Annotated in this window: 25 protein-coding genes; 6 read left to right on the top strand and 19 right to left on the bottom strand. The window is 68.2% G+C overall.

Annotated elements, in window-relative coordinates; translation table 11 throughout:
* Positions 1–60: 60 nt before the first annotated feature.
* The 6 genes from AAIL17_RS12665 to AAIL17_RS12640 form a co-directional block, all read right to left on the bottom strand.
* Positions 61–2,607 (bottom strand): XVIPCD domain-containing protein, encoded by a 2,547-nt coding sequence (locus tag AAIL17_RS12665; protein ID WP_424683207.1) that lies wholly within the window; start codon positions 2,605–2,607, stop codon positions 61–63.
* Positions 2,604–3,041, bottom strand: coding sequence for a hypothetical protein (locus AAIL17_RS12660; RefSeq protein WP_424683206.1), 438 nt, complete (start codon positions 3,039–3,041; stop codon positions 2,604–2,606). Before AAIL17_RS12660 ends, AAIL17_RS12665 begins: the two co-directional genes overlap by 4 nt.
* A gap of 120 nt (positions 3,042–3,161) precedes the next feature.
* Positions 3,162–3,428 carry a hypothetical protein gene (locus AAIL17_RS12655; protein ID WP_424683205.1) on the bottom strand — a complete coding sequence of 89 codons (267 nt, stop codon included), beginning with the start codon at positions 3,426–3,428 and terminating at the stop codon, positions 3,162–3,164.
* 17 nt (positions 3,429–3,445) lie between these two features.
* On the bottom strand, positions 3,446–4,846 hold the full coding sequence (gene gltX, locus AAIL17_RS12650; RefSeq protein WP_424683204.1) for a glutamate--tRNA ligase: 1,401 nt from the start codon (positions 4,844–4,846) through the stop codon (positions 3,446–3,448).
* A gap of 102 nt (positions 4,847–4,948) precedes the next feature.
* Positions 4,949–5,272: a hypothetical protein gene (locus tag AAIL17_RS12645; protein WP_424683203.1), complete on the bottom strand. Its 324-nt coding sequence runs from the start codon at positions 5,270–5,272 to the stop codon at positions 4,949–4,951.
* A gap of 20 nt (positions 5,273–5,292) precedes the next feature.
* Positions 5,293–5,736: a DUF4399 domain-containing protein gene (locus tag AAIL17_RS12640; RefSeq protein ID WP_424683202.1), complete on the bottom strand. Its 444-nt coding sequence runs from the start codon at positions 5,734–5,736 to the stop codon at positions 5,293–5,295.
* Positions 5,737–5,868: 132 nt separating this feature from the next.
* Here AAIL17_RS12640 and AAIL17_RS12635 point away from each other — a divergent pair, with 132 nt between their 5' ends.
* Positions 5,869–7,029, top strand: a complete 1,161-nt coding sequence (locus AAIL17_RS12635) for a glycosyltransferase family 4 protein (RefSeq protein WP_424683201.1) — start codon at positions 5,869–5,871, stop codon at positions 7,027–7,029.
* Entirely contained in the window at positions 7,004–7,555 is a 552-nt protein-coding gene (locus AAIL17_RS12630) for a phosphatase PAP2 family protein (RefSeq protein WP_424683200.1), read from the top strand. Before AAIL17_RS12635 ends, AAIL17_RS12630 begins: the two co-directional genes overlap by 26 nt.
* A 300-nt stretch (positions 7,556–7,855) precedes the next feature.
* Here the strand turns inward: AAIL17_RS12630 and accD are convergent, their stop codons facing one another.
* From accD to trpB, 3 genes are all read right to left on the bottom strand, one after another.
* Positions 7,856–8,728, bottom strand: a complete 873-nt coding sequence (accD, locus tag AAIL17_RS12625; protein WP_424683199.1) for an acetyl-CoA carboxylase, carboxyltransferase subunit beta — start codon at positions 8,726–8,728, stop codon at positions 7,856–7,858.
* 82 nt (positions 8,729–8,810) lie between these two features.
* Complete coding sequence (gene trpA / locus AAIL17_RS12620; protein WP_424683198.1) at positions 8,811–9,611, bottom strand: tryptophan synthase subunit alpha; 801 nt, start codon at positions 9,609–9,611, stop codon at positions 8,811–8,813.
* Complete coding sequence (trpB, locus tag AAIL17_RS12615) at positions 9,608–10,819, bottom strand: tryptophan synthase subunit beta (protein ID WP_424683197.1); 1,212 nt, start codon at positions 10,817–10,819, stop codon at positions 9,608–9,610. The genes trpA and trpB overlap by 4 nt, the downstream gene beginning before the upstream one ends.
* A 104-nt stretch (positions 10,820–10,923) precedes the next feature.
* Between trpB and AAIL17_RS12610 the strand changes: the two genes are divergently transcribed.
* Positions 10,924–11,808, top strand: coding sequence for a LysR family transcriptional regulator (locus tag AAIL17_RS12610; protein ID WP_424683196.1), 885 nt, complete (start codon positions 10,924–10,926; stop codon positions 11,806–11,808).
* A gap of 112 nt (positions 11,809–11,920) precedes the next feature.
* Here AAIL17_RS12610 and AAIL17_RS12605 read toward each other — a convergent pair whose 3' ends face one another.
* The 9 genes from AAIL17_RS12605 to prmB all read right to left on the bottom strand — a co-directional run bounded on the left by AAIL17_RS12605 (position 11,921) and on the right by prmB (position 21,038).
* Complete coding sequence (locus AAIL17_RS12605; RefSeq protein ID WP_424683195.1) at positions 11,921–12,550, bottom strand: phosphoribosylanthranilate isomerase; 630 nt, start codon at positions 12,548–12,550, stop codon at positions 11,921–11,923.
* Positions 12,547–13,314, bottom strand: a complete 768-nt coding sequence (gene truA, locus AAIL17_RS12600; RefSeq protein ID WP_424683194.1) for a tRNA pseudouridine(38-40) synthase TruA — start codon at positions 13,312–13,314, stop codon at positions 12,547–12,549. Before truA ends, AAIL17_RS12605 begins: the two co-directional genes overlap by 4 nt.
* Positions 13,315–13,517: 203 nt before the next feature.
* Positions 13,518–15,779 (bottom strand): FimV/HubP family polar landmark protein, encoded by a 2,262-nt coding sequence (locus AAIL17_RS12595; protein ID WP_424683193.1) that lies wholly within the window; start codon positions 15,777–15,779, stop codon positions 13,518–13,520.
* 161 nt (positions 15,780–15,940) lie between these two features.
* The gene (locus tag AAIL17_RS12590) at positions 15,941–16,243 is read right to left on the bottom strand and encodes a hypothetical protein (protein WP_424683192.1); all 303 of its coding nucleotides are present in this window, start codon (positions 16,241–16,243) and stop codon (positions 15,941–15,943) included.
* On the bottom strand, positions 16,243–17,274 hold the full coding sequence (locus AAIL17_RS12585; RefSeq protein ID WP_424683191.1) for an aspartate-semialdehyde dehydrogenase: 1,032 nt from the start codon (positions 17,272–17,274) through the stop codon (positions 16,243–16,245). Before AAIL17_RS12585 ends, AAIL17_RS12590 begins: the two co-directional genes overlap by 1 nt.
* A gap of 29 nt (positions 17,275–17,303) precedes the next feature.
* Positions 17,304–18,311 carry a 2-hydroxyacid dehydrogenase gene (locus AAIL17_RS12580; RefSeq protein ID WP_424683190.1) on the bottom strand — a complete coding sequence of 336 codons (1,008 nt, stop codon included), beginning with the start codon at positions 18,309–18,311 and terminating at the stop codon, positions 17,304–17,306.
* Between the two features lie 22 nt (positions 18,312–18,333).
* Positions 18,334–19,422: a chorismate synthase gene (gene aroC / locus AAIL17_RS12575; protein WP_424683189.1), complete on the bottom strand. Its 1,089-nt coding sequence runs from the start codon at positions 19,420–19,422 to the stop codon at positions 18,334–18,336.
* A gap of 130 nt (positions 19,423–19,552) precedes the next feature.
* The gene (locus AAIL17_RS12570) at positions 19,553–20,095 is read right to left on the bottom strand and encodes a GNAT family N-acetyltransferase (RefSeq protein ID WP_424683188.1); all 543 of its coding nucleotides are present in this window, start codon (positions 20,093–20,095) and stop codon (positions 19,553–19,555) included.
* 22 nt (positions 20,096–20,117) lie between these two features.
* Complete coding sequence (gene prmB, locus AAIL17_RS12565; RefSeq protein ID WP_424683187.1) at positions 20,118–21,038, bottom strand: 50S ribosomal protein L3 N(5)-glutamine methyltransferase; 921 nt, start codon at positions 21,036–21,038, stop codon at positions 20,118–20,120.
* 145 nt (positions 21,039–21,183) lie between these two features.
* Between prmB and AAIL17_RS12560 the strand changes: the two genes are divergently transcribed.
* The 3 genes from AAIL17_RS12560 to AAIL17_RS12550 all read left to right on the top strand — a co-directional run bounded on the left by AAIL17_RS12560 (position 21,184) and on the right by AAIL17_RS12550 (position 23,756).
* Positions 21,184–22,263: an FG-GAP repeat domain-containing protein gene (locus tag AAIL17_RS12560; protein WP_424683186.1), complete on the top strand. Its 1,080-nt coding sequence runs from the start codon at positions 21,184–21,186 to the stop codon at positions 22,261–22,263.
* 99 nt (positions 22,264–22,362) lie between these two features.
* Positions 22,363–23,214 (top strand): archaetidylserine decarboxylase, encoded by an 852-nt coding sequence (gene asd / locus AAIL17_RS12555; RefSeq protein ID WP_424683185.1) that lies wholly within the window; start codon positions 22,363–22,365, stop codon positions 23,212–23,214.
* A gap of 89 nt (positions 23,215–23,303) precedes the next feature.
* On the top strand, positions 23,304–23,756 hold the full coding sequence (locus AAIL17_RS12550; RefSeq protein ID WP_424683184.1) for a hypothetical protein: 453 nt from the start codon (positions 23,304–23,306) through the stop codon (positions 23,754–23,756).
* Between the two features lie 81 nt (positions 23,757–23,837).
* Here AAIL17_RS12550 and AAIL17_RS12545 read toward each other — a convergent pair whose 3' ends face one another.
* Positions 23,838–25,337 carry a transglycosylase SLT domain-containing protein gene (locus AAIL17_RS12545; protein ID WP_424683183.1) on the bottom strand — a complete coding sequence of 500 codons (1,500 nt, stop codon included), beginning with the start codon at positions 25,335–25,337 and terminating at the stop codon, positions 23,838–23,840.
* Positions 25,338–25,419: the final 82 nt, after the last annotated feature.

Genomic DNA, 25,419 nt, shown 5'->3' with positions numbered 1-25,419 from the left:
ATACCGCTTGCCTGACGGCCACGTTTGCAGGTACGTGGTACGCGCGGCATGGCGGTGCCTTTACCTGGCCTGGGCCTGCTGCGGCTCCTGCCCTGGCAGGCCTTGGGATGCGGCCTGGGCCATCTGGCGAAATGCCTGGTCGGGCGGGACCTGCAGCTCCCCTGACGGGATCCGGGTCCGCAAACTCAAGGTTCCATGGTTCTGCTGCAGGAGCAGATCGCTGCCCGGTCCGATCACGCCGGTCCGCTGATCGGCCAGCAGGCTTACCTGCGTGGAGCCCGCGTCGAGGCGGCCCTGCCCCGCGTGCAGCAGGACTACCGCCGTCGCCTCGTCGAGTTGCGTCCGGGTACGGGGAATGCCGACGTGGGCATAGGCCTCGGTCACTTTTTCGCGCAGCGCCTCGAATTGCGCATGCCTGGGATGATCCGGACTGCGTGGGTCGTAGGCAGGCCATGTGTGGTTGCGCGGCACGGCCAGGTCCGCTGCCTTGGTTTGACTTGCGGTCTGCAGGTGCGGCATGTGGCGACGCGCCCAATCCTGCGAACTCTGCCCGACGCTGCGGCTGGCCGCCTCGTCCGCGGGAATGCTGACCTGCACCTGTGGCAGGTGGTAGTTCACCCGCTGGTCGATCGCCACGGCCTGGCGGTCGGCGCCTTCGCCACGCAATTCGATTCGCTCGATGGCGCCGAAACGTTGGTCCGGGGTTTTGCCGATGTTGTGGGCCGCCACCGCATCGGTCACCGCTGCGGCCAGTCGCTCGCTGTGCGCCCCGTACGGCATCCGGTAGCGGTCTTCCATGTCGTGCACCTTGGCCAGGGTCCGCTCGTAGAACGCGTGCAAGGGATGGCCGGCCTGGCGGAAGTCGAGCAGGTGCGCCGGGACTGGCGCGGGTGGCGCGGCCGGCCGCTCCGCGCGTGGGAGGTTCGCGCCGGTGTCGGCCAGCGTCGTCGTCCCGTGCTCCGCCGTGCGTTGCAAGACCGCCACTGCCTCCGGCAGCGGACCGTACTTTTCCCAACCGTATTCGCGATAGGCGGACGCATAGCGCGACGCGATGGCCGTTGGCGAATGTGCAGCGTTCTCCGCAACGGTCTCTTCGGCAGCACGATCCAGTTCAGCCGCGCGCGCCTCCGTCGCACGCTCGATACTGGCATTGACCATGCCGTGCTCGAGCAGCCCGTGGACGACCCGGCGCGTCCACACATGGGTTTGCGGGTCGCGGTTCCAGAACGCGTCGCGAATGCTGTGCGTGTCGTCGGGCGTGGCCGGTTGCGTGTAGGGATCTTTTGGCCGCGGCGGATGCGCCATGGCGAGCTCGACCGCGGTACGGGATGCCTGGTAATTCAACCGATCGGCCAGCGCCGCATCCGCGGTCTCACTGTGCTCGTGGTACACCGGAAACCCGTCGTTCAAGTGCGTCGCGCCGGTATCCAGTTCGCTGGTGGTACGCGTCCAGCCCCGTTCGGGATTTTCCGGATCGTACGTCCAGGCACGCCCATCCGGCCCGCGCTGGTGATAGATGCGCTGCCTGTCCACGGCATCGGCCAGCCGGTCGCCGGCGACCGCACCGACCAAGGCGCCCGCACCACCGACCACGATGTCCCACGGGCCCGTTTCCGCACCCGCCGTGCCGAATACTTCCGCGCCCAACATCGCCCCGCCCCACATACCCAGGTTGCGTGTGCCGAAGTGGAGTACCTCCGAACGGGCACCGGTATGGTTGCCCTGCTCCCACATTCCGGCGGCCTTGTCGGCACTCGTGGCGAGGTCGTAGACGACTGCAGCGGCGGCCACCACACCCATACCTTTGGCCACGCCAGGGTGCAGGCCCGTCCGCGCCGCCGGTAGATCTATGGGCGCCGTGACGAGCCCGGCGGACGCCAAGTGGGCGCTGCTGATGAACCTTGCGGCATCCAGCCCAAGGGCCGAAGCCACTTCTTTAGAGACCGTAATTCTCGTAATTGAAGGCTCACTGTGGTCGGGCAGTTCGAAGATGCCCTTTGTCGCCGCGTCGATGAATTGCGCCTGCACAGCTGGCAGGACAGCATTAATGCCGCCCCGGGCTCGCAACACGTGCATCTCGGCAACTGAGCGGCCACCCAAGGACAAAGCATGGCCCGACTCCAGGACAGCCGGAACTTCCACTTGCGCCAGCACGCGTTCGAGATCAGCCGCCGATGCCACGACCGTAATATCACCGCGCAGGGAACTGGCAAATTCCCGCGAGGTGGAACCCCAGAGACAATTTTCGACGGAAACGGGGCTGTCGGGCGGAACCTTCGAATCCCCATAAAGGAACGCGGCTGCGGACCGCCGTGCGGTGGCCGTATCCTGCCCTTGCGATCTGAATATTCGTTCCGCTGACGCTCTGATCGCCCCCTCCGCCTCGATAAGAAATTTGGCGCGGGAAGTATGATTTACGAGTGGAAGTCCGGTTTTTTCGGCCAATTCCAATGCAATCGCTTCCGCGTTGGTGCCGCCTACTTTGCCGCTATAAAGGATGCCTCCCGATTTTTCGGCCGTAGCTGGGAAGGCGTTTGCCGCTCGTCGGATTTCTTCGAGTGTGTTGGCCCTGGCTATTTCCTTGACCTCCCCCGCGTAGGCGGTCACCGGGCACTTCCCCTGTGCCCGTTAGACTCCAGAGCCCATCCATCGCGAAAGAGCACCTTTCCCTGGAAGTGGGATCCGGGGTGTTCGGACAAGACAAACGGCCTCGGCTCAAACTCGAGACCGGCCTTTACCAGTTGCAGGATCAGCGACTGGATGGTCTTGAGCTCGCCCACGTCGAAAGTCGTCGAACCCAGACAGGGCCGCGGCATGCCGACGCTGCTCCTGTCGGCGTACCCAAAAGAGACGACCTCGATATTGAAATCGTTCCCGTTGTCCAGAAACACATTGTCGATCTCGCCGAACCACTCACGTCCGGCGATCTCTACCGCAAACGTGTCATGCCCAGCTTCGTCCCAACCGCGGATGCCACCCGAAAACCGCGCTCGCCCTTCCGGGAACCGGACCCATCCAAAGGGTTGTTGGTCACCTTCCATATTCGCTCCGTGATCTTATTGGCGCAGACGGTGCCCCCATCTTCCATTGAAGCGAGCCGGGGTGCTATCGGCGCATTCCTACACGGATGTATTCGACTTTCTCCGTGTTCGACTACGTCATCACGGCAAAGGCGGCGGCATCCTGCGCCGTGGCTTGCGCAGGATGACCAGCCAGCCGATCGGGCCCAGCACGAACGCCCAGGCGATGCCTTCGGCCAGGCGTCCGCGCCACCAGCCCAGCAGCGCGCCGACGGCCAGGAAGAAAAGGTTCCACCAGAACAGCGCGGTCCATGGGACCAGCTCCATCAGGTTGAGGAAGAGGCGCCAGAACGCATCCGGAGCATCGGGATCGACGCCCTGCATGGCGCGGGCAAGGAGTTCGTCCATGCCGCGCCGTCCCCAGCTCAGCCCTGCGCGCGGGCGATCGCGTCGTCGATGCGCTTGAGCGCCTCGGCGCGGCCGGCCAGATAGATGGTGTGGTCGATGGAGGGTGAGACCTGCGTGCCGGTCATCGCCACACGCAACGGTTGGGCGATCTTGCCCATGCCGAGCTCGAGCTTCGCGGCGATTTGCTCGATTGCCTGATGGATGGGCTCGGGCTTCCATTCGGCATCCGCCAGCAGTGCCTTCGCCTCGGTGAGCACGGCGACCGCACTGTCGTTCTTCAGGTGCTTGGCGACAGCCTTCTCGTCCCACTCGGCGATGGGCGCGTACCAGATCCGGGCGCGCTCGACCATCTCCTTCAGCGTGTGCACGCGGTCGCGCAACGCCACGATCACGTCGGCGGGCGCGGGGCCGTTGGCAATGTCCACGCCGGCGCGTGCGAGGTGCCATTCGAACTCGGGCGCGAGCACCTGCGGGTCGTCGCTCTTGAGGTAATGCTGGTTGAGCCAGCCGAGCTTCTCGGTGTCGAAGCGCGAGGCGGCCCGATTGACGTCGGAAATATCGAAAAGCGCGATCATCTCCTCGCGCGAGAAGATCTCCTGGTCGCCGTGCGACCAGCCCAGCCGCACCAGGTAGTTGAGGATCGCGTGCGGCAGGTAGCCGGCATCGCGGTACTCCATCACGCTGACCGAGTTGGTGCGTTTGGAGAGCTTCTTGCCCTCCTTGTCCAGGATCATCGGCAGGTGTGCGAACTCCGGCACCGGTGCGCCGAGCGCGTGGTAGATGTTGATCTGGCGCGGGGTATTGTTGACGTGGTCGTCGCCGCGGATCACTTCGGTGATGCCCATGTCGATGTCGTCGACCACCACCGCGAAGTTGTAGGTCGGCCAACCGTCGGAGCGGAAGATCACCAGGTCGTCGAGTTCGGCGTTGGCCCATTCGACGCGGCCTTTGACCTTGTCCTCGAACACCACCGAACCCTCGGTCGGGTTGCGGAAGCGGATGACGCGGTTGGGATCCTCTCGATACGGCTCGTTGCGATCGCGGTAATAGCCGTTGTAGCGGGGCTTCTCGCCCTTGGCCATGGCCGACTCGCGCATCGCTTCGATCTCGTCCTTGCTCTCGTAGGCGTAGTAGGCCTTGCCCTCGGCAAGCAGCCGATCGGCCACTTCCTTGTAGCGGGCCAGCCGATGGGTCTGGTAGATCGGCGCCTGGTCGGCGGACAGGTCCAGCCACTGCATGGCGTCCAGGATCGCCTGCACCGCCTCGTCGGTGGAGCGCTCGCGGTCGGTGTCCTCGATGCGCAGCAGGAATTCGCCACCACGCCTGCGTGCTTCCAGCCAGCAATAGAGCGCGGTGCGGGCGCCGCCGATGTGCAGGAAGCCGGTCGGGCTGGGGGCGAAGCGGGTGCGGACGGTCATGGGAATCTGCGGATGCGGGGGCAAACGCGGGATTTTAGCCCATACGCGAGCATCGGCTGTTGCTGCTTCAGGTTGCCGGCCAGCCTGGCAGGCCGCGCACCGTCAGCGATGCCAGCCTTCGCACCCCCAGCCGTAGCAAAGGATCGTGTTGGGATCGCGGGGCAAGGCCCCCAGCGCGGCGGTGGGATAGCCGCCCGCCGAGGGCGGCACGATCTGCGGCGCAGGGTCGTCCATGGTGACCTGCGGCGCCGTGTCCGCCGGCGGGCGCCGCAGCACGTACTTGACGATGAACAGTTGGCGGTGCGTGGCCGGCCCCGACTGGGTGGCGTCCTGCGACGACGAGGTGGCCCGTTGCGACTCCATCGCCACGGTCGCCGCAGCCGTGGCCGGCAGTGCCAGTGCCACGAGAAACAGCAGGGATTTCATGTGGCACCTCCCGCGAGCGCTCACTTCACGTGGATCGTAATCCTTTTCGATACGACCGGCGGGTCGAACGGGATGTGATTGGCGTCGCCCAGCTCCAGCTGCAAGGTGTGCGTCCCCGGCGTTAGGTGAAGCACGGTTTCGGTCTGGCCGCCGCCGAAATGGATGTGCTTCTCGTCCTTGGGAATCGGCTGGCCGGCCAACGGCAGGTCGCTGGCGTCCACCAGCAGGTGATGGTGGCCGGTGTGTTCCTTGCTCACGCCGGCAGGGGCGACGCCCATGCCCTTGAGCCCGAAGCGCACGGTCACCTCGCGGCCGACGGTCGCGCCGTCCCTGGGTGCGATGAAGTAGGCCTCGGCACCGACCGGAGCCTTGGTGGTCGGCAACGCAGGCGCCTGCGAGGGCGTCTGTGCGAAGGCAACGGCACCGAAGGCGGCGAACGTGGCGGCGAACAGCATCCGTTTCATGGGCAACTCTCCAGGCTGGGGACAGCAGCCAGTATGCCCTGCCCCCGGATCCTCGTCATGCCCGCGTCACCGGCATGCCATGGGCGCGCAACGCAGCCGCACGATGCTTGGCGCACAGCCACGGGGGCGCCCATGCGCATCGGCATCGTCAGCGAAACCTATCCGCCCGAGATCAACGGTGTCGCCCTTACCGTGCAGGGGCTGGCCATCGGGCTTGCCGCGCGCGGCCACACCATCGAACTGGTCCGTCCGCGCCAGCACCAGCGATCGCCGGTGGAACCCGGGGTCCTGGTACAGGAAGTACGCGGCATGGCGCTGCCACGCTATCCGGGCCTGCGCATGGGCTGGCCGGCGGGTCGCCTGCTGCACGAGCGCTGGCGACGGCTGCCCCCGGATGCGCTGTACATCGCCACCGAGGGACCGCTGGGCCGCTCGGCACTGCGGGCGGCGGGCCGCCTCGGCATTCCGGTGGCCACGGGTTTCCACACCCGCTTCGACGACTACGCCGCGCATTACGGTGTCGGCGCACTGGCACCGGCCGTGCGTCGCTACCTGTGCCGCTTCCACCGACGAAGTGATGCCACGCTGGTGCCGACGAACGCGCTGGCCGACGAACTGCGCGGCCTGGGCGTGGCGAACGTACGCGTGCTGCGGCGCGCGGTGGACTCCGCGCGATTCCACCCGGCGCTGCGCGACGCCAGCCTGCGCACCGCCTGGGGCGCCGATGGCAGCACGCCGGTGGTGCTCTACGTGGGACGCATCGCGCCGGAGAAGAATCTCGAGCTGGCGGTGCAGACCTTCCGCGCGATCCAGCAGCAGGTCCCGGGTGCACGCTACGTATGGGTCGGCGACGGCCCCGCGCGCGCCGCGCTTGCCGCCGCGCACCCGGATTTCCTGTTCGTGGGCACGCAGCAGGGCGATGCGCTCGCGCGGCACTACGCCAGCGCCGACCTGTTCTCCTTCCCCAGCCTCAGCGAAACCTTCGGCAACGTGGTCATCGAGGCGCTCGCTGCCGGCCTGCCGGTGGTTGCGTTCGACCAGGGCGCCGCACGCGAGCATCTGCAGCATGGGAGCAACGGCTACTGCATCGCGCTGGGCGACGAGGCCGCGTTCGTCGCCGCCGCGGTCACCCTGGCCGGCAACCCGGGGCTGATAAGGCACGTGGGACGCGCGGCCCGGGCGAGCATCGAGCGGTTGTCGCCCGCGGCGGTGCTGTCCGATTTCGAGAACCTGCTGCGCGGGCTGTCCCGCGGGGAGCGCCAGACGCATGTCGTCCGCATCGCCCACGCCTGACCCGGCACTGCCGCGCTTCGCCTTCGACCGCCATGTCTGCGTGGCGGCCAACCGCTGGGGCGGACGGCGCGCGGTGGGCTGGTTCTTCGGGGCGATCAGTCGGCTCGGCGACGGCGTGTTCTGGTATGCGCTGATGCTGGCGCTGGCCATCGCCGATGGCTGGCGCGGCCTGCAAGCGGCAGCACACATGGCCGCGACCGGGCTGGTGGCACTGGCGCTCTACCGCCTGCTCAAGCGCTGGACGCGCCGACCGCGCCCGTTCCGCGCCTGTCCGGGCGTGATCGCGCACGTGCCGCCGCTGGACGAGTTCAGCTTTCCATCCGGCCACACGTTGCAGGCGGTCGGCTTCACCATCGTCGCGCTGGCCTGGTATCCCGCACTTACGGTGCTGCTGGTCCCGTTCACGGCGTTGATCGCGGCCTCGCGGGTCATCCTCGGCCTGCATTACCCGAGCGACGTACTCGCCGCGATCGGTATTGGTGGTGTGCTCGGCGGCGTATCGCTCTGGCTCGTCGCCTGCCTCTAAAAGAGCACTGCTCAGTTCCTGCGCAATGCGTACACGGGTGCTTGCCGATCAGTGGGATAGGCCACCTATCCACAGGCTTACCCCAGGCACCTCCACAAGCGCTGTGGAAAAGAAGAGAAGGACGTGTCGCCGCTGGGTAAAAAGGCGCCAGCGCGTCGCAAGTGCCTGTCGACAAAGCGGCCTCGTCGGCTTGTCCACAGGCTTATCCTTAAGACATCCACACCGGCTGTGGAAAACCTTCCCGCAGATACGACGATGCCGCCCATCGGCGGCATCGTCGTCGTACGAAGTGATGCGGTTTTATGCAGCGCGCGGCGCCTTCATCAACAGCCCGAACAACTCGGCGAGCTTGTCGCGCATCTCGCGGCGGTCGACGATCAGGTCGATCGCGCCATGCTCGAGCAGGAACTCCGAACGCTGGAAGCCTTCGGGCAAGGTCTCGCGCACGGTCTGTTCGATCACGCGCGGGCCGGCGAAGCCGATCAGCGCCTTCGGTTCGCCGATGTTGATGTCGCCGAGCATCGCCAGACTCGCCGATACGCCACCGGTGGTCGGGTTGGTCATCACGCTGATGTAGGGCACGCCGGCATCGCGCATGCGCGCCAACGCGGCAGAAGTCTTGGCCATCTGCATCAGCGAGAACAGCGCCTCCTGCATGCGCGCTCCGCCGGTGGCGGAGAAGCACACCAGCGCGCTGCGGTCGGCCAGCGCGCGCTCGGCGGCGCGGGTGAACTTCTCGCCCACCACCGAACCCATCGAGCCGCCCATGTAGGAGAACTCGAACGCGGCGGCGACGAGCGGGCGGCCTTTCAGGCGGCCGTTCATCACCAGCAGCGCGTCCTTCTCGCCGGTGTTCTTCTGCGAGGCGACGATGCGGTCGCGGTACTTCTTCGAATCGCGGAACTTCAGCGGATCGGTCGGTTCCAGGCTGGCCCACAACTCCTGCGTGGAACCCTCGTCGAGCAGCGACAGCAGCCGTTCGCGCGCGCCGATCGGATGATGGTGGCCGCACTTGGGGCAGACCATCAGGTTGCGCTCCAGCTCCGGGCGATACAGCACCGCACCGCAGCCGCCGCACTTCTCCCACACGCCTTCGGGCACCTTGCCCTTGCCGGCGGTGGTGGTGCTTTGCGTGCGCGCACGCGGGGTCATGATTTTCTGGAGCCAGTTCATGAAAGACCTCTTTGGAAACCTTGCCTTCCCGCGAGCCCCGGCCCTTCACCCCGACCTTCCCCGGAGGGGAAACGGAGCCGGGTTACGGCATATCCAGGGCCGCGCGGACCGGTGCGAGAAACTCGCCTGCCCGCTCGGCGATCCCGTCCGCTTCCGTGGTGCCGGCCAGGCGCTCGACCAGCGCGCTGCCGATGACCACGGCGTCGGCGAATCCCGCGATCGCTTTCGCACTCGCCGCATCGCGTACGCCGAAACCGACCGCCACCGGCGCCTTCGCTCCGGCGCGGACCTCGGCCACGCGCGCGGCGATGTCCGCCGTGCTCAGCCGCGCCGCGCCGGTGATGCCGGCGAACGACACATAGTACAGGAAGCCCTCGGCCGACTCGCACAACTGCGCCATACGCGCGGGTGCGGTGGTGGGCGCAGCCAGCAGGATCTGCCGCAGGCCCGCGGCGCGCAGCGGCTGCAGCACCCCCGATTCCTCCAGAGGGCAGTCCACGATCAATACGCCATCGACGCCGGCTTGCACCGCGTCCTGCGCGAAGCGCGCGTAGCCGTGCATTTCGATCGGATTGAGGTAGCCCATCAGCACGACGGGCGTGTCCGCGTCGCGCTGGCGGAACTCAGCAACCCAGCGCAGCACGTCGCCCAGGCCCACGCCTTTGGCGATGGCACGCTCGCTGGCGTGCTGGATCACCGGACCATCGGCCATCGGGTCGGAGAACGGCACGCCCAGCTCGATCACGTCCGCGCCGGCCGCGACCAGCGCGTGCATCAGCGCCACGGCGTGATCCGGCGAAGGATCGCCTGCCGTGACGAACGGGATCAGGCCGGTGCGGCCGGCCGCCTTGAGCGCGGCAAAGCGGCGGTCGATGCGGTTCATACCTGGACTCCCTCGCGCGCAGCGATCGTGTGCACGTCCTTGTCGCCGCGCCCGGAAAGGTTGCACAGCACCAGCGCGTCCTTCGGATACTCGCGCGCGAGCTTCATCGCCTGCGCCACCGCATGGCTGGATTCGAGCGCGGCGAGAATGCCTTCGGTACGCGCCAGCAAATGAAAGGCTTCCAGCGCCTCGTCGTCGGTGACGCCGACGTATTCGGCGCGGCCTGCATCCTTGAGGAAGGCGTGCTCGGGGCCGACGCCCGGATAATCCAGGCCGGCGGAGATCGAGTGCGTCTCGGTGATCTGCCCGTTGTCGTCGCACAGCACGTAGGTGCGGTTGCCGTGCAGCACGCCGGGACGGCCGGCAGCGAGCGACGCCGCATGGTGGCCGGTGGCGATGCCCTCCCCCGCTGCCTCGGCGCCGACGATGCGCACGCCCGCATCGTTGAGGAAGGCATGGAACAGGCCGATCGCGTTGGAACCGCCGCCCACGCAGGCGGTGAGCGCATCGGGCAGGCGGCCGTAGCGCTCCAGCATCTGCGCACGCGCCTCGCGGCCGACGATGGCATTGAAGTCGCGCACCATCTGCGGATACGGATGCGGGCCGGCGACGGTGCCGATGATGTAGAAGGTGTCGGCCACGTTGGTGACCCAGTCGCGCATGGCCTCGTTGAGCGCGTCCTTGAGCGTCTTCGAGCCGGAGGTCACCGGCACCACTTCGGCGCCCAGCAGCTTCATGCGGTAGACGTTGATCTTCTGCCGCTCGATGTCCACCGCGCCCATGTAGACCACGCACTGCATGCCGAAGCGCGCGGCCACCGTGGCGCTGGCCACGCCGTGCTGGCCGGCGCCGGTCTCGGCGATCACGCGCTGCTTGCCCATGCGGCGCGCGACCAGCGCCTGGCCGATGGTGTTGTTGATCTTGTGCGCGCCGGTGTGGTTCAGGTCCTCGCGCTTGAGCAGGATCTGCGCGCCGCCAACATGCCGGGACAGCCGTTCGGCGTGATAGATCGGACTGGGGCGGCCGACGTAGTACTTCAGGTCGCGGTCCAGCTCGGCCAGGAACTCGGGATCCTGGCGCAGACGCTGGTACGCCTCGGTGAGCTCGGCCAGCGGCGCCATCAGGGTCTCGGCGACGTAGCTGCCGCCGTAGGCGCCGAAGCGGCCGTGCTCGTCGGGCCAGCGGTGGAAATCCTGGATCTCGGGCATGACGGCTCCCATCGGAAGTTTCGTAACAGACCTCACACCTTAGCGCCGGCCATGCGCGGCGAAAAGCGAAATGTTCGCACTCATACTTGAGCTAAACTCACAGCATGCCTGACCGCGAACTGCCCTCGCTGCATGCCCTGCGCGCCTTCGAGGCCGCCGCCCGGCTGGGCAGCATGAGCCTGGCCGCACAGGAGTTGCACGTGACGCACGGGGCGGTCAGCCGGCAGGTGCGCGCGCTGGAGGAAGCCCTGGGCCATCCGCTGTTCCACCGCCAGGGACGGGGCGTCGAGCCCACCGCCGCCGGGCGGCAACTGCAGGAAAGCTGTCAGGCCGCGTTTGCGCAGTTGCGTGACGGCTGGACACGGCTGCGCCAGGCGCAGGCGGAGTCGGCCCTGGTCCTGGGCTGCTCGGGCAGCGTCCTGGCGCGCTGGGTGATCCCGCGGCTGGAGCGCCTGCGACACGAGCTGCCGGATCTCAGGCTGCACCTGGCCGCGCAGGAAGAGCCCGATGCCCTGGCGGGCGTGGATGCCGCCCTGTTGCTGGTGACGCCCCCTTGGCCGGCCGCCTGGCAGGTGCACGACCTCGCGCCCGAATGCATCGGTCCCGTGCTCAGCCCGCGCCATCCGGACGTCGAGCGCCTGCGCACACTGCCTGCCGCGGCGCTGGGCGAGGAGCCGCTGCTGTATACCGCCTCGCGTCCGCAGGCGTGGCCGGACTGGGCGCGGGCGATGGGCCTGCCACCGGGATCCATGCGGCAGGCCCAGGCCCTGCCGCATCTGTACTTCCTGCTGGAGGCCGCCGCCGCAGGACTGGGCGTGGCGATCACGCCACAACCGCTGGTGGCCGATGACCTGGCCAGCGGCCGCCTGCTGGCGCCCTGGGGCTTCCGCGATACCGGCGGCCGCTGGGTGCTCGCCACGATGCGCGCGGGGGATGCCCGCGTGGAGGCGCTGGCCACGTGGATTCGCAACGAGCTGGCCAAGCAGTGATGCTGGGTTGGCGCACGGCGCCATCGCGCCGGCCCGCGCCTGATCCCGAAGGAAACATCCGGTTTGCGATTCTGCGCGCCGGCAAGCAGTCGCAGCCGGCAGACCGATGCGCTCAGGTCTGCGTCGCATCCGCGGCGCGCACCGCCGCCAGAAAGGCCGCCAGTCGCGTGGGGTCCTTGATCCCTGGAGCGGATTCGATGCCGCTGGAGACGTCCACGCCCCATGGTCGTGCAACGCGGATCGCCTCGCCCACGTTCCCGGCATGCAACCCGCCCGCGAGAATCAGCGGCTGCGCCAGGTCGCGTGGCATCAGCGACCAGTCGAACGCCTTGCTGCTGCCGCCCGCCTCGCCGAGGCCATGGCCATCCAGCACCAGCCCCGCGGCCTGCGGGAACGCCCGCAGCCGCGGCAGCGCCTCGCTGCCCTCGCCCATCGCAATGGCTTTCAGGTAAGGCGGGCCGAACTGCGCGCACCAGTCGTCGCGCTCGGCGCCGTGGAACTGCAGCAGGGCCGGCTGCACCGCGGCAATCACTTCATCGACGAACGCGGCATCCTCGTCCATGAACAATGCGACGGCGGTGACCATCGGTGGCAGCGCGCGCACGATCGCGCGGGCTTGTTCGATGCCTACCTGTCGACGGCTGCGCGTGGTGAAGATCAGGCCGATCGCATCGGCGCCCAGCTCGGCAGCCAGCACGGCGTCCTCGACGCGGGTCATGCCGCAGCATTTGATGCGGGTCATGCGCTCACCTCCGCGGGCAGGCCCCAGTGCGCTTCGTAGCGCGGCCCCAGGAACGTCAGGCCGGAGGCCGGCGCGGTCGGCCCGGCTACCTCGCGGTCGCGGCCGGCGAGCAATCCGGCCAGCCATCCGACCGGCTGCTGCCCGCGGCCTACCGGCAGCAACGAACCGACGATATTGCGCACCATGTGATGCAGGAACGCATTGGCCTCGATGTCCACCATCACTTGCTCGCCCTCGCGGTGGACCTGCAGACCCAGCACGCAGCGCCGCGCATGCGCGGCCTGGCAGGACACCGCGCGGAAGGCGGAGAAGTCGTGCTCGCCCAGCAGCGCCTGCCCCGCCGCGTGCATGGCCCCCGCGTCCAGTGGCAGCCGCTCCCAGGTCACGTAGCGCGCGTCCAGCGCGGCACGAACCGGACGGTTGAGGATGGTGTAGCGGTAGCGCCGGCTGCGCGCGGAGAAACGCGCGTGGAAGGCTTCCGGCACCGGCTGCGCCCACAGCACCGCCACGCGTGTCGGCAGATTGGAACAAGCGCCCAGTACCCAGCCGCGCATGTCGCGCTCGACCTGCGTGTCGAAGTGCACCACCTGGCAGCGCCCGTGCACGCCGGCGTCGGTGCGCCCGGCACAGGTCACCTCCACCGGTTGCGCGGCCACGCGCGAAAGCGCCTGCTCCAGCGCGCCCTGCACCGTGGCGCCGTGGGTCAGGCGCTGCCAGCCGAGGAAATCGGTGCCGTCGTATTCGACGCCCAGGGCGATGCGCATGCGGGGAATCCTGCGGAACAGCCCGAAAGCGTAGGGTGGGCTTCAGCCCACCGCAACCCAGCCAGAATGAATGGGAGACTGAGCCCACCCTGCTGGCCCAGCCCACGTCGGCTGCGGTGGGCTAAAGCCCACCCTACGTAGGCCGCGAAGCGCAAAAAAACGGGCCGGCATGACCGGCCCGTCGTACAAGCTGTGCAGGACGATCAGCCGAGCGAGTCGATCAGACGCTGTGCCGCATCCCTCTGCATCTGGCTGCCTTCGTTCATCACTTCCTCGAGCATGGCCCGGGCGCCGTCGGCATCGCCCATGTCCATGTAGGCGCGGGCGAGATCCAGCTTGGTGTCGATCGGGTCGTCGCTGAACTGGCCCAGCTCCTGCGGTTCGGCGACCGGAGCGCCGGTTTCGTTCACCGGCTCCTCGAAGTTCCAGCTCGAAGGCGCCGGTTCCGCCGCTGCGGGCTCGACATCGCGCATGACGGTGCGGTCATCGTCCGCTTCGTCGGACTGCGCCTCGGAATGCGATGCGCCGGCCTGCGGCAGCGGTGGCGGGGTGAGGTTGAAGTCGAAGTGGTACTCGCTCACCTTCGGCCGCGCGCTACCTGTGTCGGCTGGCACCGGGGTCTCCTCGGCGTCGCTGGCATAGCTGTCGAGGTCGAACGAGCGCAAGGCGTCCTGGTCGTGTCGATCCTCGTCGTCATGCGAGGCGAAGTCGTCCGGCGCGACATGGCCGGCCTGGGCAAACAGCGGGTGACCCGGCACCAGGTCCTCGCCCATGGCGAGCACGTCCTGCCACTCGTCCTGCTGCGGATCGACGATGTGCGCATGCATCGCTTCGGCCGCGGCCTCGAAGTGCTCCACGTCGCGGCGCGAGTAATACAGGCTCACCAGTTCCAGGTGCAGACCGATGTCGTCCGGATGCTCGGCCAGTTGGTCGAGCAGTTCGTCCTGGTCCGGATCCGCACTGGCTGCAGGCGTGTCCGGCAGGGCGCCGAAGCGGTCCGCCAGTGACGGGGCGGCGGAAGGCGAGCGCGTGGCGGCCGGCTTGCGGCGACGGCCCATCAGCGCGAGCAGGATCAGCAGCAGGATGGCGCCACCGGCCGCAGCCCACACCCACTGCTGCATGAACCAGGGCTCCTCGGCCGGCGCCGACGCAGGCTTGCGCACGGTCGGCTTGGCCGGCTTGCTTGCCGGCTTGACGGCCGGCTTGGCGATCGCCGGGGCCGCAACGCTGTGTGCCGCCGTCGGGCTGGTCGCGGCCGGCGCCGGGTTGACGCTGCCGGCTGCGGCAGGAGTCGGAGCCGCGGTCGCGGCCGTGCTGGCAGCCGCCACCTGGGCCGGCTGGCCGGCGGTCGACGCCACGGCCGGCAAGCCGGCCTTCTTGCGCGCGTCGGCGAGCTTCTGCTGCAGCTCGGCGATCTCGTTGTCCTTGAGCGCGAGCAGCCGCGTGTTCTTGTCGTTGATGTCCTGCAGGTCCTTCAGGCGCGACTTCAGGTCGGCGCTCTGCTGCTGCAGGGTGGTGAGCTGTTCCTGGCTGCGCAGCAGGTCCTGGCGCAAGGCTGCGTCGCCCTTGCCGCTGCCGCCCTGCACGCCTGCACCCTTGCCGCCTTCCTTCGCCGGCACCAGCGCGAGCCGGTCGGCGGAGGTCTCGCCGCCGGGCGCGCTCGAGGCCTCGCCGCGGGTCGCCGCATCGGCCACGGTGGTGGTCGAACGGGCCGCCTCGGCGCGCCAGTCGCTGTTCTGGCGACGGATCTCGGCCATCGCCGCGGCCACGCTCAGCGCCTGCGCTTCCTGGCTGGTCGGCACGCGCAGCACGGCGCCACTCTTCAGCGCGTTGATGTTGTCCTGGTAGAAGGCGCCCGGGTTGGCCTGCTTGAGCGCCAGCATCATCTGCGCGGCGTCTATACCAGCCGGGGTGACCTGGCGGGCGATGCCCGAAAGGGTCTGGCCGCGTTCGACCTGGAACTGTCCGCCCGCCGCCGCGCTTCCGGCCGCGGCCGTCGAACCGGACGTCGCGGGCTGAACCCCGCGCGGCGCACCGCTACGCGGCGCACGCACGCTGGGCGCCGACGGCGCAGTGCCTGGTGGATCGAGCAGGATCGGGAACTCGCGCAGGCTGCGGCCGGAGGCGTTGTCCACCTCGACCAGGAGGTCCAGGTACGGATCGTTGACCGCCACCGCGCTGGTGATGCGGATGACCTTGCGACCGCCCACGTCGACGATACTGAACTGCAGCGGGACGTCGGGCCGCGATCCGGCGAGACCGGCGCGGGCGAAATCCTCCGGAGAGGCGAGGCGGGCGGTGAGGTTGCGCAGCTCCGCCGGGCTGTCGGGTGTGAGCGGGATCTCCGCGAGCAGCGGCTGGCCCAGCGCCGACTTGACCTGGATCTGGCCCATCTCGAGCGCGGCCGCCTGGGTACTGCCCAAGGCCAATGCCAGCAGCATCGACAGTTTCAACGAACGATTCATCGCTTCGATTCCCCCAAACGCCCGAGACGCTTCATGCCATCGCCGCAGGCTGCGGCGACACCGGAACGCGCGTCACTTTAGTTATATAAAAGCCAATCAACAATAGCTGCGGCGACCGCTTAGCGCATATTGCTGCGGCATGTTCTCGTTCCGGACAGGGGTCAGTGACCCGGATCGCCCCCCCGCCGGCGGTCCCGCAACGCCTCGAGCTGGCGCTGCAGTTGGGCGATTTCGAGGTCCTGTTCGGTCAGGCGCTGACTGGCCTGGCGGCTGTGCAGCTCCTGCTCGGAGACCGCCTGCTGCAGTTGCGTGACCTGGGCGCCACGGGCCTGCAGCTGCTGCCTGAGCCGGGACTTGGCGGGCGCCTGCGTTCCCGCCACTGCGGCCTGCTCCGGGCCGCCGTCGGCCAGGACCGGCGACGTGGCGCAGAGCAGCAGCGGCAGCAGGAACCAGGCTTTTTGCATCAGAGATAGTCCTCGATCAGCCGCTCGGCGATCTGCACGGCGTTCAGCGCGGCACCCTTGCGGATGTTGTCCGCCACGATCCACATATCCAGGCCGCGCTCGTGCGAGATGTCCTCGCGGATGCGGCCCACGAACACCGGGTCCTTGCCGGCGGCATCGCCCACCGGGGTCGGATAGCCGCCCGGCTTGCGCTCGTCCATGACCACCACACCCTCGGCCTGTTCCAGCAGCGCGCGGGCCTCGTCGGCGCCGATCCGGTCGCGGGTCTCCACGTGCACCGCCTCGGCGTGGCCGTAGAACACCGGCACGCGTACGGCAGTGGGGTTCACCGCGATGGAGTCGTCCTCCAGGATCTTGCGCGTCTCCCACACCATCTTCATTTCTTCCTTGGTGTAGCCGTTGGGCTGGAACTCATCGATGTGCGGGATCACATTGAAAGCGATCTGCTTGGGAAATTTCTTGCCCGGTTCCACATCCTGGAAACTCAGCAGCGCCGCGGTCTCGCGGCCGAGCTCCTCCATGCCGCTGCGGCCGGCGCCGGAAACCGACTGGTAGGTCGCCACGTTGATCCGCTCGATGCCGACCGCCCGGTGGATCGGCGCGAGCGCCACCAGCATCTGCATGGTCGAGCAGTTGGGATTGGCGATGATGCCGCGCGTGGTGTAGTCGGCGATGGCGTGCGGATTGACTTCGGCGACCACCAGCGGGACGTCGTCCTGGTAGCGGAATTCGGAGGTGTTGTCGATCACCACCGCGCCGGCCGCCGCCGCGCGCGGGGCGTGTTCGCGGCTGACCGAACCGCCGGCGGAGAAGAAGGCGATGTCCACGCCCTCGAAGTCGTAGTCGGCCAGGTTGCGCACGGTCACCTGTTTGCCGCCGAAGGAGATCTTCTCGCCGGCCGAACGCTCGCTGGCCAGCGGTACCAGTTCGCCGACGGGAAAATCGCGTTCGGCCAGGATGCCCAGCAGGGTCTCGCCGACCGCGCCGGTGGCGCCGACCATGGCCACCTTGTAGCTGCTCTTCTTGCTCATGGGATGCGTAATGCCTGTGTCTTCGGGGTTCAGGGCGCCGGCCGCAAGGCCAGCACTTCGGGATTGAGGAGTGAGGGTGGCCGCCCGGCATGCGGACCATGGCCGAACAGCGCCAGCACGTTGTCTACCGCCATCGCGGTCATCGCGCGGCGAGTGTCCCAGGTGGCGCTGGCGATGTGCGGGCTGAGGATGACGTTGTCGAGCGCGCGCAGGGCCGGATGGACGCCGGGCTCGCCCTCGAACACGTCCAGCCCGGCGGCGGCCAGGCGGCCCTCGCCCAGCGCGGCGGCCAACGCCGCATCGTCCACCACGCCGCCGCGGGCGATGTTGACCAGCACGGCGGTGAGCTTCATCTGCGCCAGTTCGGGCGCGCCGATGGCGTGGCGGCTTTCGGCGGTCAGCGGGACGGCGAGCACCAGGAAATCGGACTCGGCCAGCAGCGTGGGCTTGTCCACGTAGCGCGCGGCGCACGCCCCCTCGATCGCCGGCGGCAGGCGCGAGCGGTTGTGGTAGGCCACCTGCATGCCGAAGCCTGCCGCGCGGCGCGCGATCGCCTGGCCGATGCGCCCCATGCCAAGGATGCCCAGCGTGCGGCCGCGCGTGTCCAGCCCCAGCCAGGCCCTGAATTCGGTGCCGTGCCAGTGCCCTGCCCTGAGCCAGCGCTCGGCCTCGCCCATGCGCCTGGCGGCCCCGAGCAGCAGCGCCCAGGTGTAATCGGCGACGCTCTCGTTGAGCACGTCGGCGGTATTGGAAGCGAGGATGCCGGCGGCCGTCAGTGCGGCCAGGTCGAGGTTGTCGTAGCCCACCGCCAGGTTGGCAACGATGCGCAGCCGCGCGGCGCCGGCCACCTCGGCGGCGCCGACGTGCTCCTTCAGGCCGACGATGGCGGCATCGCAGCCGGCCAGTTTCGCCGTCAGTCCGGCGCCGGAGAACACGGTTTCCTCCGGCTCGGCCGCCACTTCGAAATGCGGCTCAAGCCGGGCGACGACATCAGGGAAGGTGGGGCGCGAGATCCACACCCGCGGCTTGCCGGTCATGGGAAATTCCGTAAACGAGAGCTCAGGCGATGCGCGGGGCCACCGGCCCCACGTCGCCGCACTGGGCGCGATGGCGCAGCGCATGGTCCATCAGCACCAGCGCCAGCATCGCCTCGACGATGGGCGTAGCGCGGATGCCCACGCAGGGATCATGTCGCCCCTTGGTGACCACCTGCACGCTTTCGCCGGCGAGGTTCACGCTGTCGCCCGGCACCAGGATGCTGGACGTGGGCTTGAACGCCACCGACACCGTCACCGGCTGGCCGGTGCTGATGCCGCCAAGGATGCCACCGGCTTGATTGGACGTAAAGCCGTCCAAATGCATCTGGTCGCGATGCTGCGTGCCGCGCTGCGAAACGGCGGCGAAGCCCGCGCCGATTTCCACGCCCTTGACCGCGTTGATCGACATCATGGCTGCCGCCAGGTCGCCGTCGAGCTTGCCGTAGACCGGTTCGCCCCAACCCGGCGGCACGCCTTGGGCCACGGCATTGACGCGCGCGCCGACCGAATCGCCGGACTTGCGCAGCGCGTCCATGGCCTTCTCCAGTTCCGGCACCTGCCCTGCGTCCGGCCAGAAGAACGGGTTGGCTTCCACCGCCTCCCAGTCGAAGCCGCGCGGCACGATGTCGCCCAGTTGCGCCAAATGGCCGCGTACGCGCACGCCATGGCGTTCGGCCAGCCATTTCTTCGCGATCACCGCAGCCGCCACGCGCATGGTCGTTTCGCGCGCCGAGGCGCGCCCGCCGCCGCGCGGATCGCGGATGCCGTACTTCTGCCAGTAGGTGTAGTCGGCATGGCCGGGGCGGAAGGTCTGCGCGATGTCGCCGTAGTCCTTGCTGCGCTGGTCGGTGTTGCGGATCAGCAGCGCGATCGGCGTGCCGGTGGTGCGGCCTTCGTAGACGCCCGAGAGGATCTCGACCTCGTCGGCTTCGTGCCGCTGCGAGGTGTGCCGGCTGCGCCCGGTGGCGCGGCGGTCGAGATCATGGCGGAATTCTTCCGGTGCGATCGCCAGGCCCGGCGGGCACCCGTCGATCACGCAGCCGATCGCCGGCCCGTGGCTTTCGCCAAAGGTGGTGACAGTGAAGAGCTTGCCGAAGGAATTGCTGGACATGCCGCGTGCCCGCTGCTGGGAAGCCGAAGCATAACGGCTCGCCGTTGCCGCTGTAGGAACACCTTGGTCGCGGCTGTGAGCGGCGCCCATGTCGCAGGAGCGAGTGGGGCGGTCCCACTCAAGGGCGTTCCTACGAGGCGCCCGCCTGCGTCTTCCACTCGCGGACCAGGATGGCGAACACCACATCGTCCACCCATTCGCCATGCAGCCACAGACTCTCGCGGAAATGCGCCTCCTGGCGCATGCCAAGCGACTGCAGCAAGGCCATGCAACTGGCGTTGCGCGGATCGACCGAGGCGTGGATGCGGCGCCAGCCCAGTGCGTCGAAGCCCTGGTGGAACAGCGCCTGCAGCGCCTCGCGCGCGTAGCCGCGGCCCTGGTGCGCGGGCGCCAGGCTGATGCCGAACTCCACCGACTCGCCCGGCGTGGCCGGCAGGCATACGCCCAGGTCGCCGATCAGCGCTCCGTCCCCACGCAGGCGGATCGCCCGTTGGAACCATAATCCCGGCGCCGGTTCCGCCTGCGCGTCGATGAAGGCGCGCGCCTCCGCGACGCGCGCCGGCCGCCAGCCCTGGTAGCGCGCCACTGCCGGATCGGCGCGGCAGGCGAACAGATCGTCGGCATCCTCGGCGCGGAGGCGATCGATCGACAATCGGGCGGTGATCAGTTCCATGCAGCTCTCTCGCCGCACGGCGTCAGCGGCGCGCGGCGGCCGCGGCGCGGATCGCTGCCGCATGCTCGACCAGGTCGCGCCGCTCGAGCGCGAACACGCCCATCGGCCCGACCTTGAACTCGATCCACACGAACGGCACCTGCGGCAACAACGTGGCCAGCGCATGCTCGCTCTCGCCCACTTCGACGATCAGCAGGCCGTCGTCGGCCAGGTGGTCGGCGGCCTGGTCGAGGATGCGCAGGCAGATGTCCAGGCCGTCCTCGCCCGAGGTGAGGCCGAGCTTGGGCTCGTGGCTGTACTCGCCCGGCAGTGCGGCGTACTCGTCCTCGGTGACGTAGGGCGGATTGGAGACGATCAGGTCGTAGCGCCGGCCATCGAGCCCGTCGAACAGGTCGGACTTGACCGCTTCCACCCGTCCTTGGACGTGCTGGAACACGATGTTTTCGCGCGCCAGCGACAGCGCCTCGTCGCTGATGTCGACGATGTCGACCTGCCAGTCCGGGTTGTACTCCGCCATGGCGATGCCGATGCAGCCGGAGCCCGTGCACAGGTCCAGCGCGCGCTCCACGTGGCGGCCATCCAGCCATGGCACGAAACCCGATTCGATCAGCTCGGCGATCGGCGAGCGCGGCACCAGCGCGCGACGGTCGCTCTTGAACTTGAGCCCTGCAAACCAGGTCTCGCCGACCAGGTAGGCCACCGGCAGGCGCTCGTTGACGCGCCGCTCGATCAGCTCCAGCACGCGCTCGCGCTCGTCGGCGGTAAGCCGGCCGGCGCCGTAGGCCGGCGGGATGTCCGGCGGCAGGTGCAGGCTGGCCAGCACCAGATGGGTCGCCTCATCGATCGGGTTGTCGTGGCTATGACCGAAGGTCAGCCCGGCGGCGGAGAAGCGGCTGGCGCCGTAGCGTATGAAGTCGATGATGGAGGACAGTTCGATGGTCACGGCGGCAGATGGCGGCAAAACGACATGATAGCCGGTCGAATCAGCGGTACGGGTGCGTCCAGGACCCGGCGGCCTTGGCGGTCGCCGTTCTGAGCAGCAGAATACGCCGGCCCCGGAGGGGGGCTGTCAATTAGGGGAAGGGAACATGGCCGGATCGCGTTTTCGCGCGCTGCTTGCAGCGATCGCATTGATGCCCATGACAGCCAGCGCTGTCGGCACATCGAATTTTCTACAGGAACCCAACGAAGTCTTCTATTCGAACTACTACGTCGCACCCAATGACGTCGACGGCGACGGCTTGAGCGACCTGCTCTGGTTCAACGCGCAAACGAGCCAGTTCGCGTACTGGATATCCAGCCAGCAGGACACTTCCCATTTCTATGCGCGTACTTCTTACCGGGTATTCAACATCACCCCAGGCTATCGGATCAGCGGCGTAGGCGACTTCAACGCCGACAAGAGAGCGGACCTGGTGTGGACCAGTGCCCGCCGCGACCTGTACTTGTGGACGGCCTCGGGCAACGGCTTCCAGTCCAGTTACATCGGCACCTATCCCGACGGCTGGAAGCTGGTGGGTGCGGCGGACGTCAACGGCGACGGTGACGCGGACCTTCTGTGGTCCAACGCCAGCAGCTGCCAGTTCGGCTACTGGTTGATGCGCGGAGCGAAACGTATCGATTCGCGCACCATGAGCGTCGCGTGCGGCTACCGCATCGCGGCCATCGGCCATTTTCAGCAAAGCACGCACGTCGACCTGCTCTGGACGAGCGATGCCCGCGACCTTTATCTGTGGGTGGGCACCGCAAACGGTTTCCGATCGCGACAGATCGGTTCGTACGGCTCCCAGGAGTATGTCGTGGCTGCGGCCGAGGCGGGCGATTTCGGCGGGTTGAATGTCTATACCGAGAACGGCGCCGGCCAGTTTACGCAGTACGTCTGGCGGCAGTATTTTTCGGGCGACACCGAAACCATGGATACGTTCGGCGTGGTCCAGAGTTTTCCCGTCACCGACGGCAACTACCTCGCAGCCACTGGCAACTTCGACCAGGGAAACGAGGCCGTCCTGGTGTGGGCCAACGATACCCTCAACGCGAGCGTCACCCCTTCCACCCCCGGCAGCCTGTCGTGGTACTCCGAGACGTTTTCGGATGGAACCGGGTGGAACTACACCTCGGCGTTGGCCAGCTACCCGGCAGGATGGACTCTGGTCGGCAGCGGCCACTGATTGCGCAAGATCCAGACAACGTGACGTACGCCGCCTAGCGGAACGCCGCGTCTCCTGCAACGGGAGGCGCGGCGGGCGGGCTTCGTTCATACTTTCACGATGACTCCGAAGGTTCTGCTCCAATACCTGCTCCCCCACCGCGCCCTGTCGCGGGTGGTCTACTGGGCCACCCGCTGGACCTGGCGGCCGTGGAAGAACTTCCTGATCGGCCAGATCGTGGACCGCTACAAGGTCGACATGGCCGAGGCCGCACAGCCGGATCCGTTCGCCTACCAGCACTTCAATGCGTTCTTCACCCGCAAGCTGAAGCCCAACGCGCGGCACGAGGACGGCGATCCCACCGCACTGGTCTCGCCCGCGGACGGGCGCATCAGCCAGGCCGGGCGCATCGTCGACGGGCGCATCTTCCAGGCCAAGGGCCAGAACTACACGGCTGCCGAGCTGCTCGGCGACGAGGCCGCGGCGGCGCCATATCGCGAGGGCGATTTCGTCACCATCTACCTGTCCCCGCGCGACTACCACCGCGTGCACATGCCGCTGGGCGGCACGCTCCGCGAGACGGTGCACGTGCCCGGGCGGATCTTCAGCGTGGCCCCCTTCGCCGTGGAGGCGATCCCGCGGCTGTTCGCCCGCAACGAGCGGCTGGTGTGCCACTTCGACAGTCCGCACGGCCCCTTCGTGGCGGTGATGGTCGGCGCCGTGCTGGTGTCCTCCGTGGCGACCGTGTGGGACGGCCTGGTGATCCCGCCCTACGCCGCGCACATCCGCCGCAAGTCGTTCGCCGGCCAGGGCATCACCCTGGCGCGATTCGCCGAGATGGCGCGCTTCAACATGGGCTCGACGGTGATCCTGCTGCTGCCGCCCGGCATGGTCGAGCTGGACGAGCTCAAGCCACAGCAGACGGTCAAGTTGGGCCAGCGCCTGGGCCGCCGGCCGTTGCCGAAGGGCTGACGCAAAACGTCATTCTGTGACGTTTTAGGCGTATCCGGGCCGCGACGCTTGGCTATGCTCCGCCGAGTCACAGGCTCGGGGGAAAACCCATGCGATTGATCGTACCGCTCATCGCTTTCGTGCGCGGCCAGCAACTGGAACGCCAGTTCCGCCGCATCGGAAAGAGCCTGGAGGCCCTGCCAGGCACTGCCCGCGCACGGCTGAGCCTGTTGACCCTGCGCGAGATCGGCCAGGCCGCGCGCGGCGAATTTCCCCATCTCTATGGCACCCCGCCGCAGGACCGCTACCTGCCCTGGGGCCGCGGCACCGCCATCGGCTTCACCCGCGCCTGTTCCGACAACCCGGAAGTGGCCCTGCGCGGCATCGCGCTGTGGCTGGCGGTGGCGTACCACGAGACCAAGGATTCGCCCTACGCCTTCGTGCGCTCGCGCCACCGGCAGTTGCTGCGCGTGGTGCGGGAGTTGAAGGACCTGCACGGCAGCGCCGCCCGCGAACGCGAGGACGTGGTGGACAGCTGGATGCAGTCCAGCGCGGCGGCGTGAGCGGGTTGGTGGGCTGAAGCCCACCCTACGACTTCCCGCCGGCCCGCTGAGTGGACTTCAGCCTGCCCTGCCCGGCCACCCTCAACGCCTGCAGGATGGCAAGCGCAGCACCTGTCCTGCGCGGATGTTGTGGTGCTTCAGGTCGTTGATGTCCGACAGCTCGCGCACGTCCGAGCAGCCGAGCTTGTGCACGATGCCCAGCAACGTGTCGCCGCGGCGCACGATGTAGCGCGAATGCGGGCGCACGGTGTGGCGCGGCGCCGGCGGATCGGGCTTGACCACCACCGGCACCACCGCCGAATGCAGGTCGCTGGCCAGGATCGGCCACGGCCCGTCGACGCAGCGCGAGGCATACGCCGCCTCCAGTTCCTTCGGCACCTGCAACTGGCTGCCGGCGGGCTGTGCGACCTGCGGATCGAGCCGCGGGTTGAGGTTGCGCAGGGTGCGAAACCAGCCGTCGTCCATGCCCTGGGCCGAACCCAGACAGATGGTCAGCTCGGACAGCGAGGCGGGACGCTTGAGCGTGATCGTGCCGGGCACGCCGTCGATCTTCGGGAAATGCAGGTTGTAGCTGTCCGGGTGCAGGAACAGCCAGGCCGCCGCCAGCACCGCCGGCACGTACTCGCGGGTTTCCTCGGAAAGCTGGCTGTAGATCTTCGGGTCGTAGAAGCTCACACCGGTCTCGCCGCTGACCATCCGGCGCATGCGGCCCTCGCCGCCGTTGTAGGCGGCCAGCGACAGCTCCAGGTTGTCGTTGAACGCCTTCAGCTGCTCGTCCATGTATTCGGCGTTGGCGCGCGCGGCCTGAGCCGGATCGAAGCGCGTGTCGAAGCCGTCCTGGCTGTTGAGGCCGAAGCGCAGGCCGGTGGCGTACATGAACTGCAGCGGGCCGGCGGCACCCGAACGCGACACCGCATGCACCTTGCCGCCGGATTCCTTGGCCATGATGCCGAACAGCAGCGCCTCGGGCAGGTCCGCCTTCTCGTACTGCGGCCACATCTCGTAGCGCATGTACTGGTAGTTGATCCAGGTGTCGACCAGGTTGGAGCGCCATTGGGTCAGCCACATTTCCAGCGCCGCCTTCACCGCGCCGTTCATGGCGATCAGCTCGGAGAGCTTGTGCCCGCGCAGCAGGGTCACGCTGCGCTGGGCCTGCGGCAGCGCCGCCGCGCCGCCGGTCTCACCGGCTTCACCGGCGACCGTTTCGTCCGGGCCTTCCTCGCCGACCGTGGCCAGGTCGTCGCCGGCGAAGAAGCCGCCATCCTTCAGCCGCAGCAGGCGGTCGAACACCGAGAAGAAGCGCTGCGGGTCGCAGCCGGACGTGTTGCCGCAGCGCGCAGCCGCCTGCTTGAGGCTGTCCAGCGATTGCTTGAGGCTCTGCTCGGAGGCCTGGTCGTCACCTTCGCGCGCCTGTTGCAGCGCAGTCTCGTAGCCCTTGCTGGACTGGTCCAACTGCGCGTAGAGCGCGTTGACGCCAGGTGAGGTGCGTCCGCCCCCGCCGGTGGCGCAGGCGGTCAGCAGAACGAGCCCGGCAGCCAGCGGCGCCAGGCGGAAACGGTGGGCAAGGGTAGACAACGGCATGACGAAAGCTTGACGGCAGGAATACATTCACCATAGCGCATGCAGCCACGATGCCAAAGCCGCGATGCCTGCCCGGCACACG

Source organism: Frateuria sp. YIM B11624 (genome assembly GCF_049727805.1).
In the GTDB taxonomy this organism is placed as follows: Bacteria; Pseudomonadota; Gammaproteobacteria; order Xanthomonadales; family Rhodanobacteraceae; genus Frateuria_A.
This window is presented reverse-complemented; position numbering and strand designations above follow the sequence as displayed.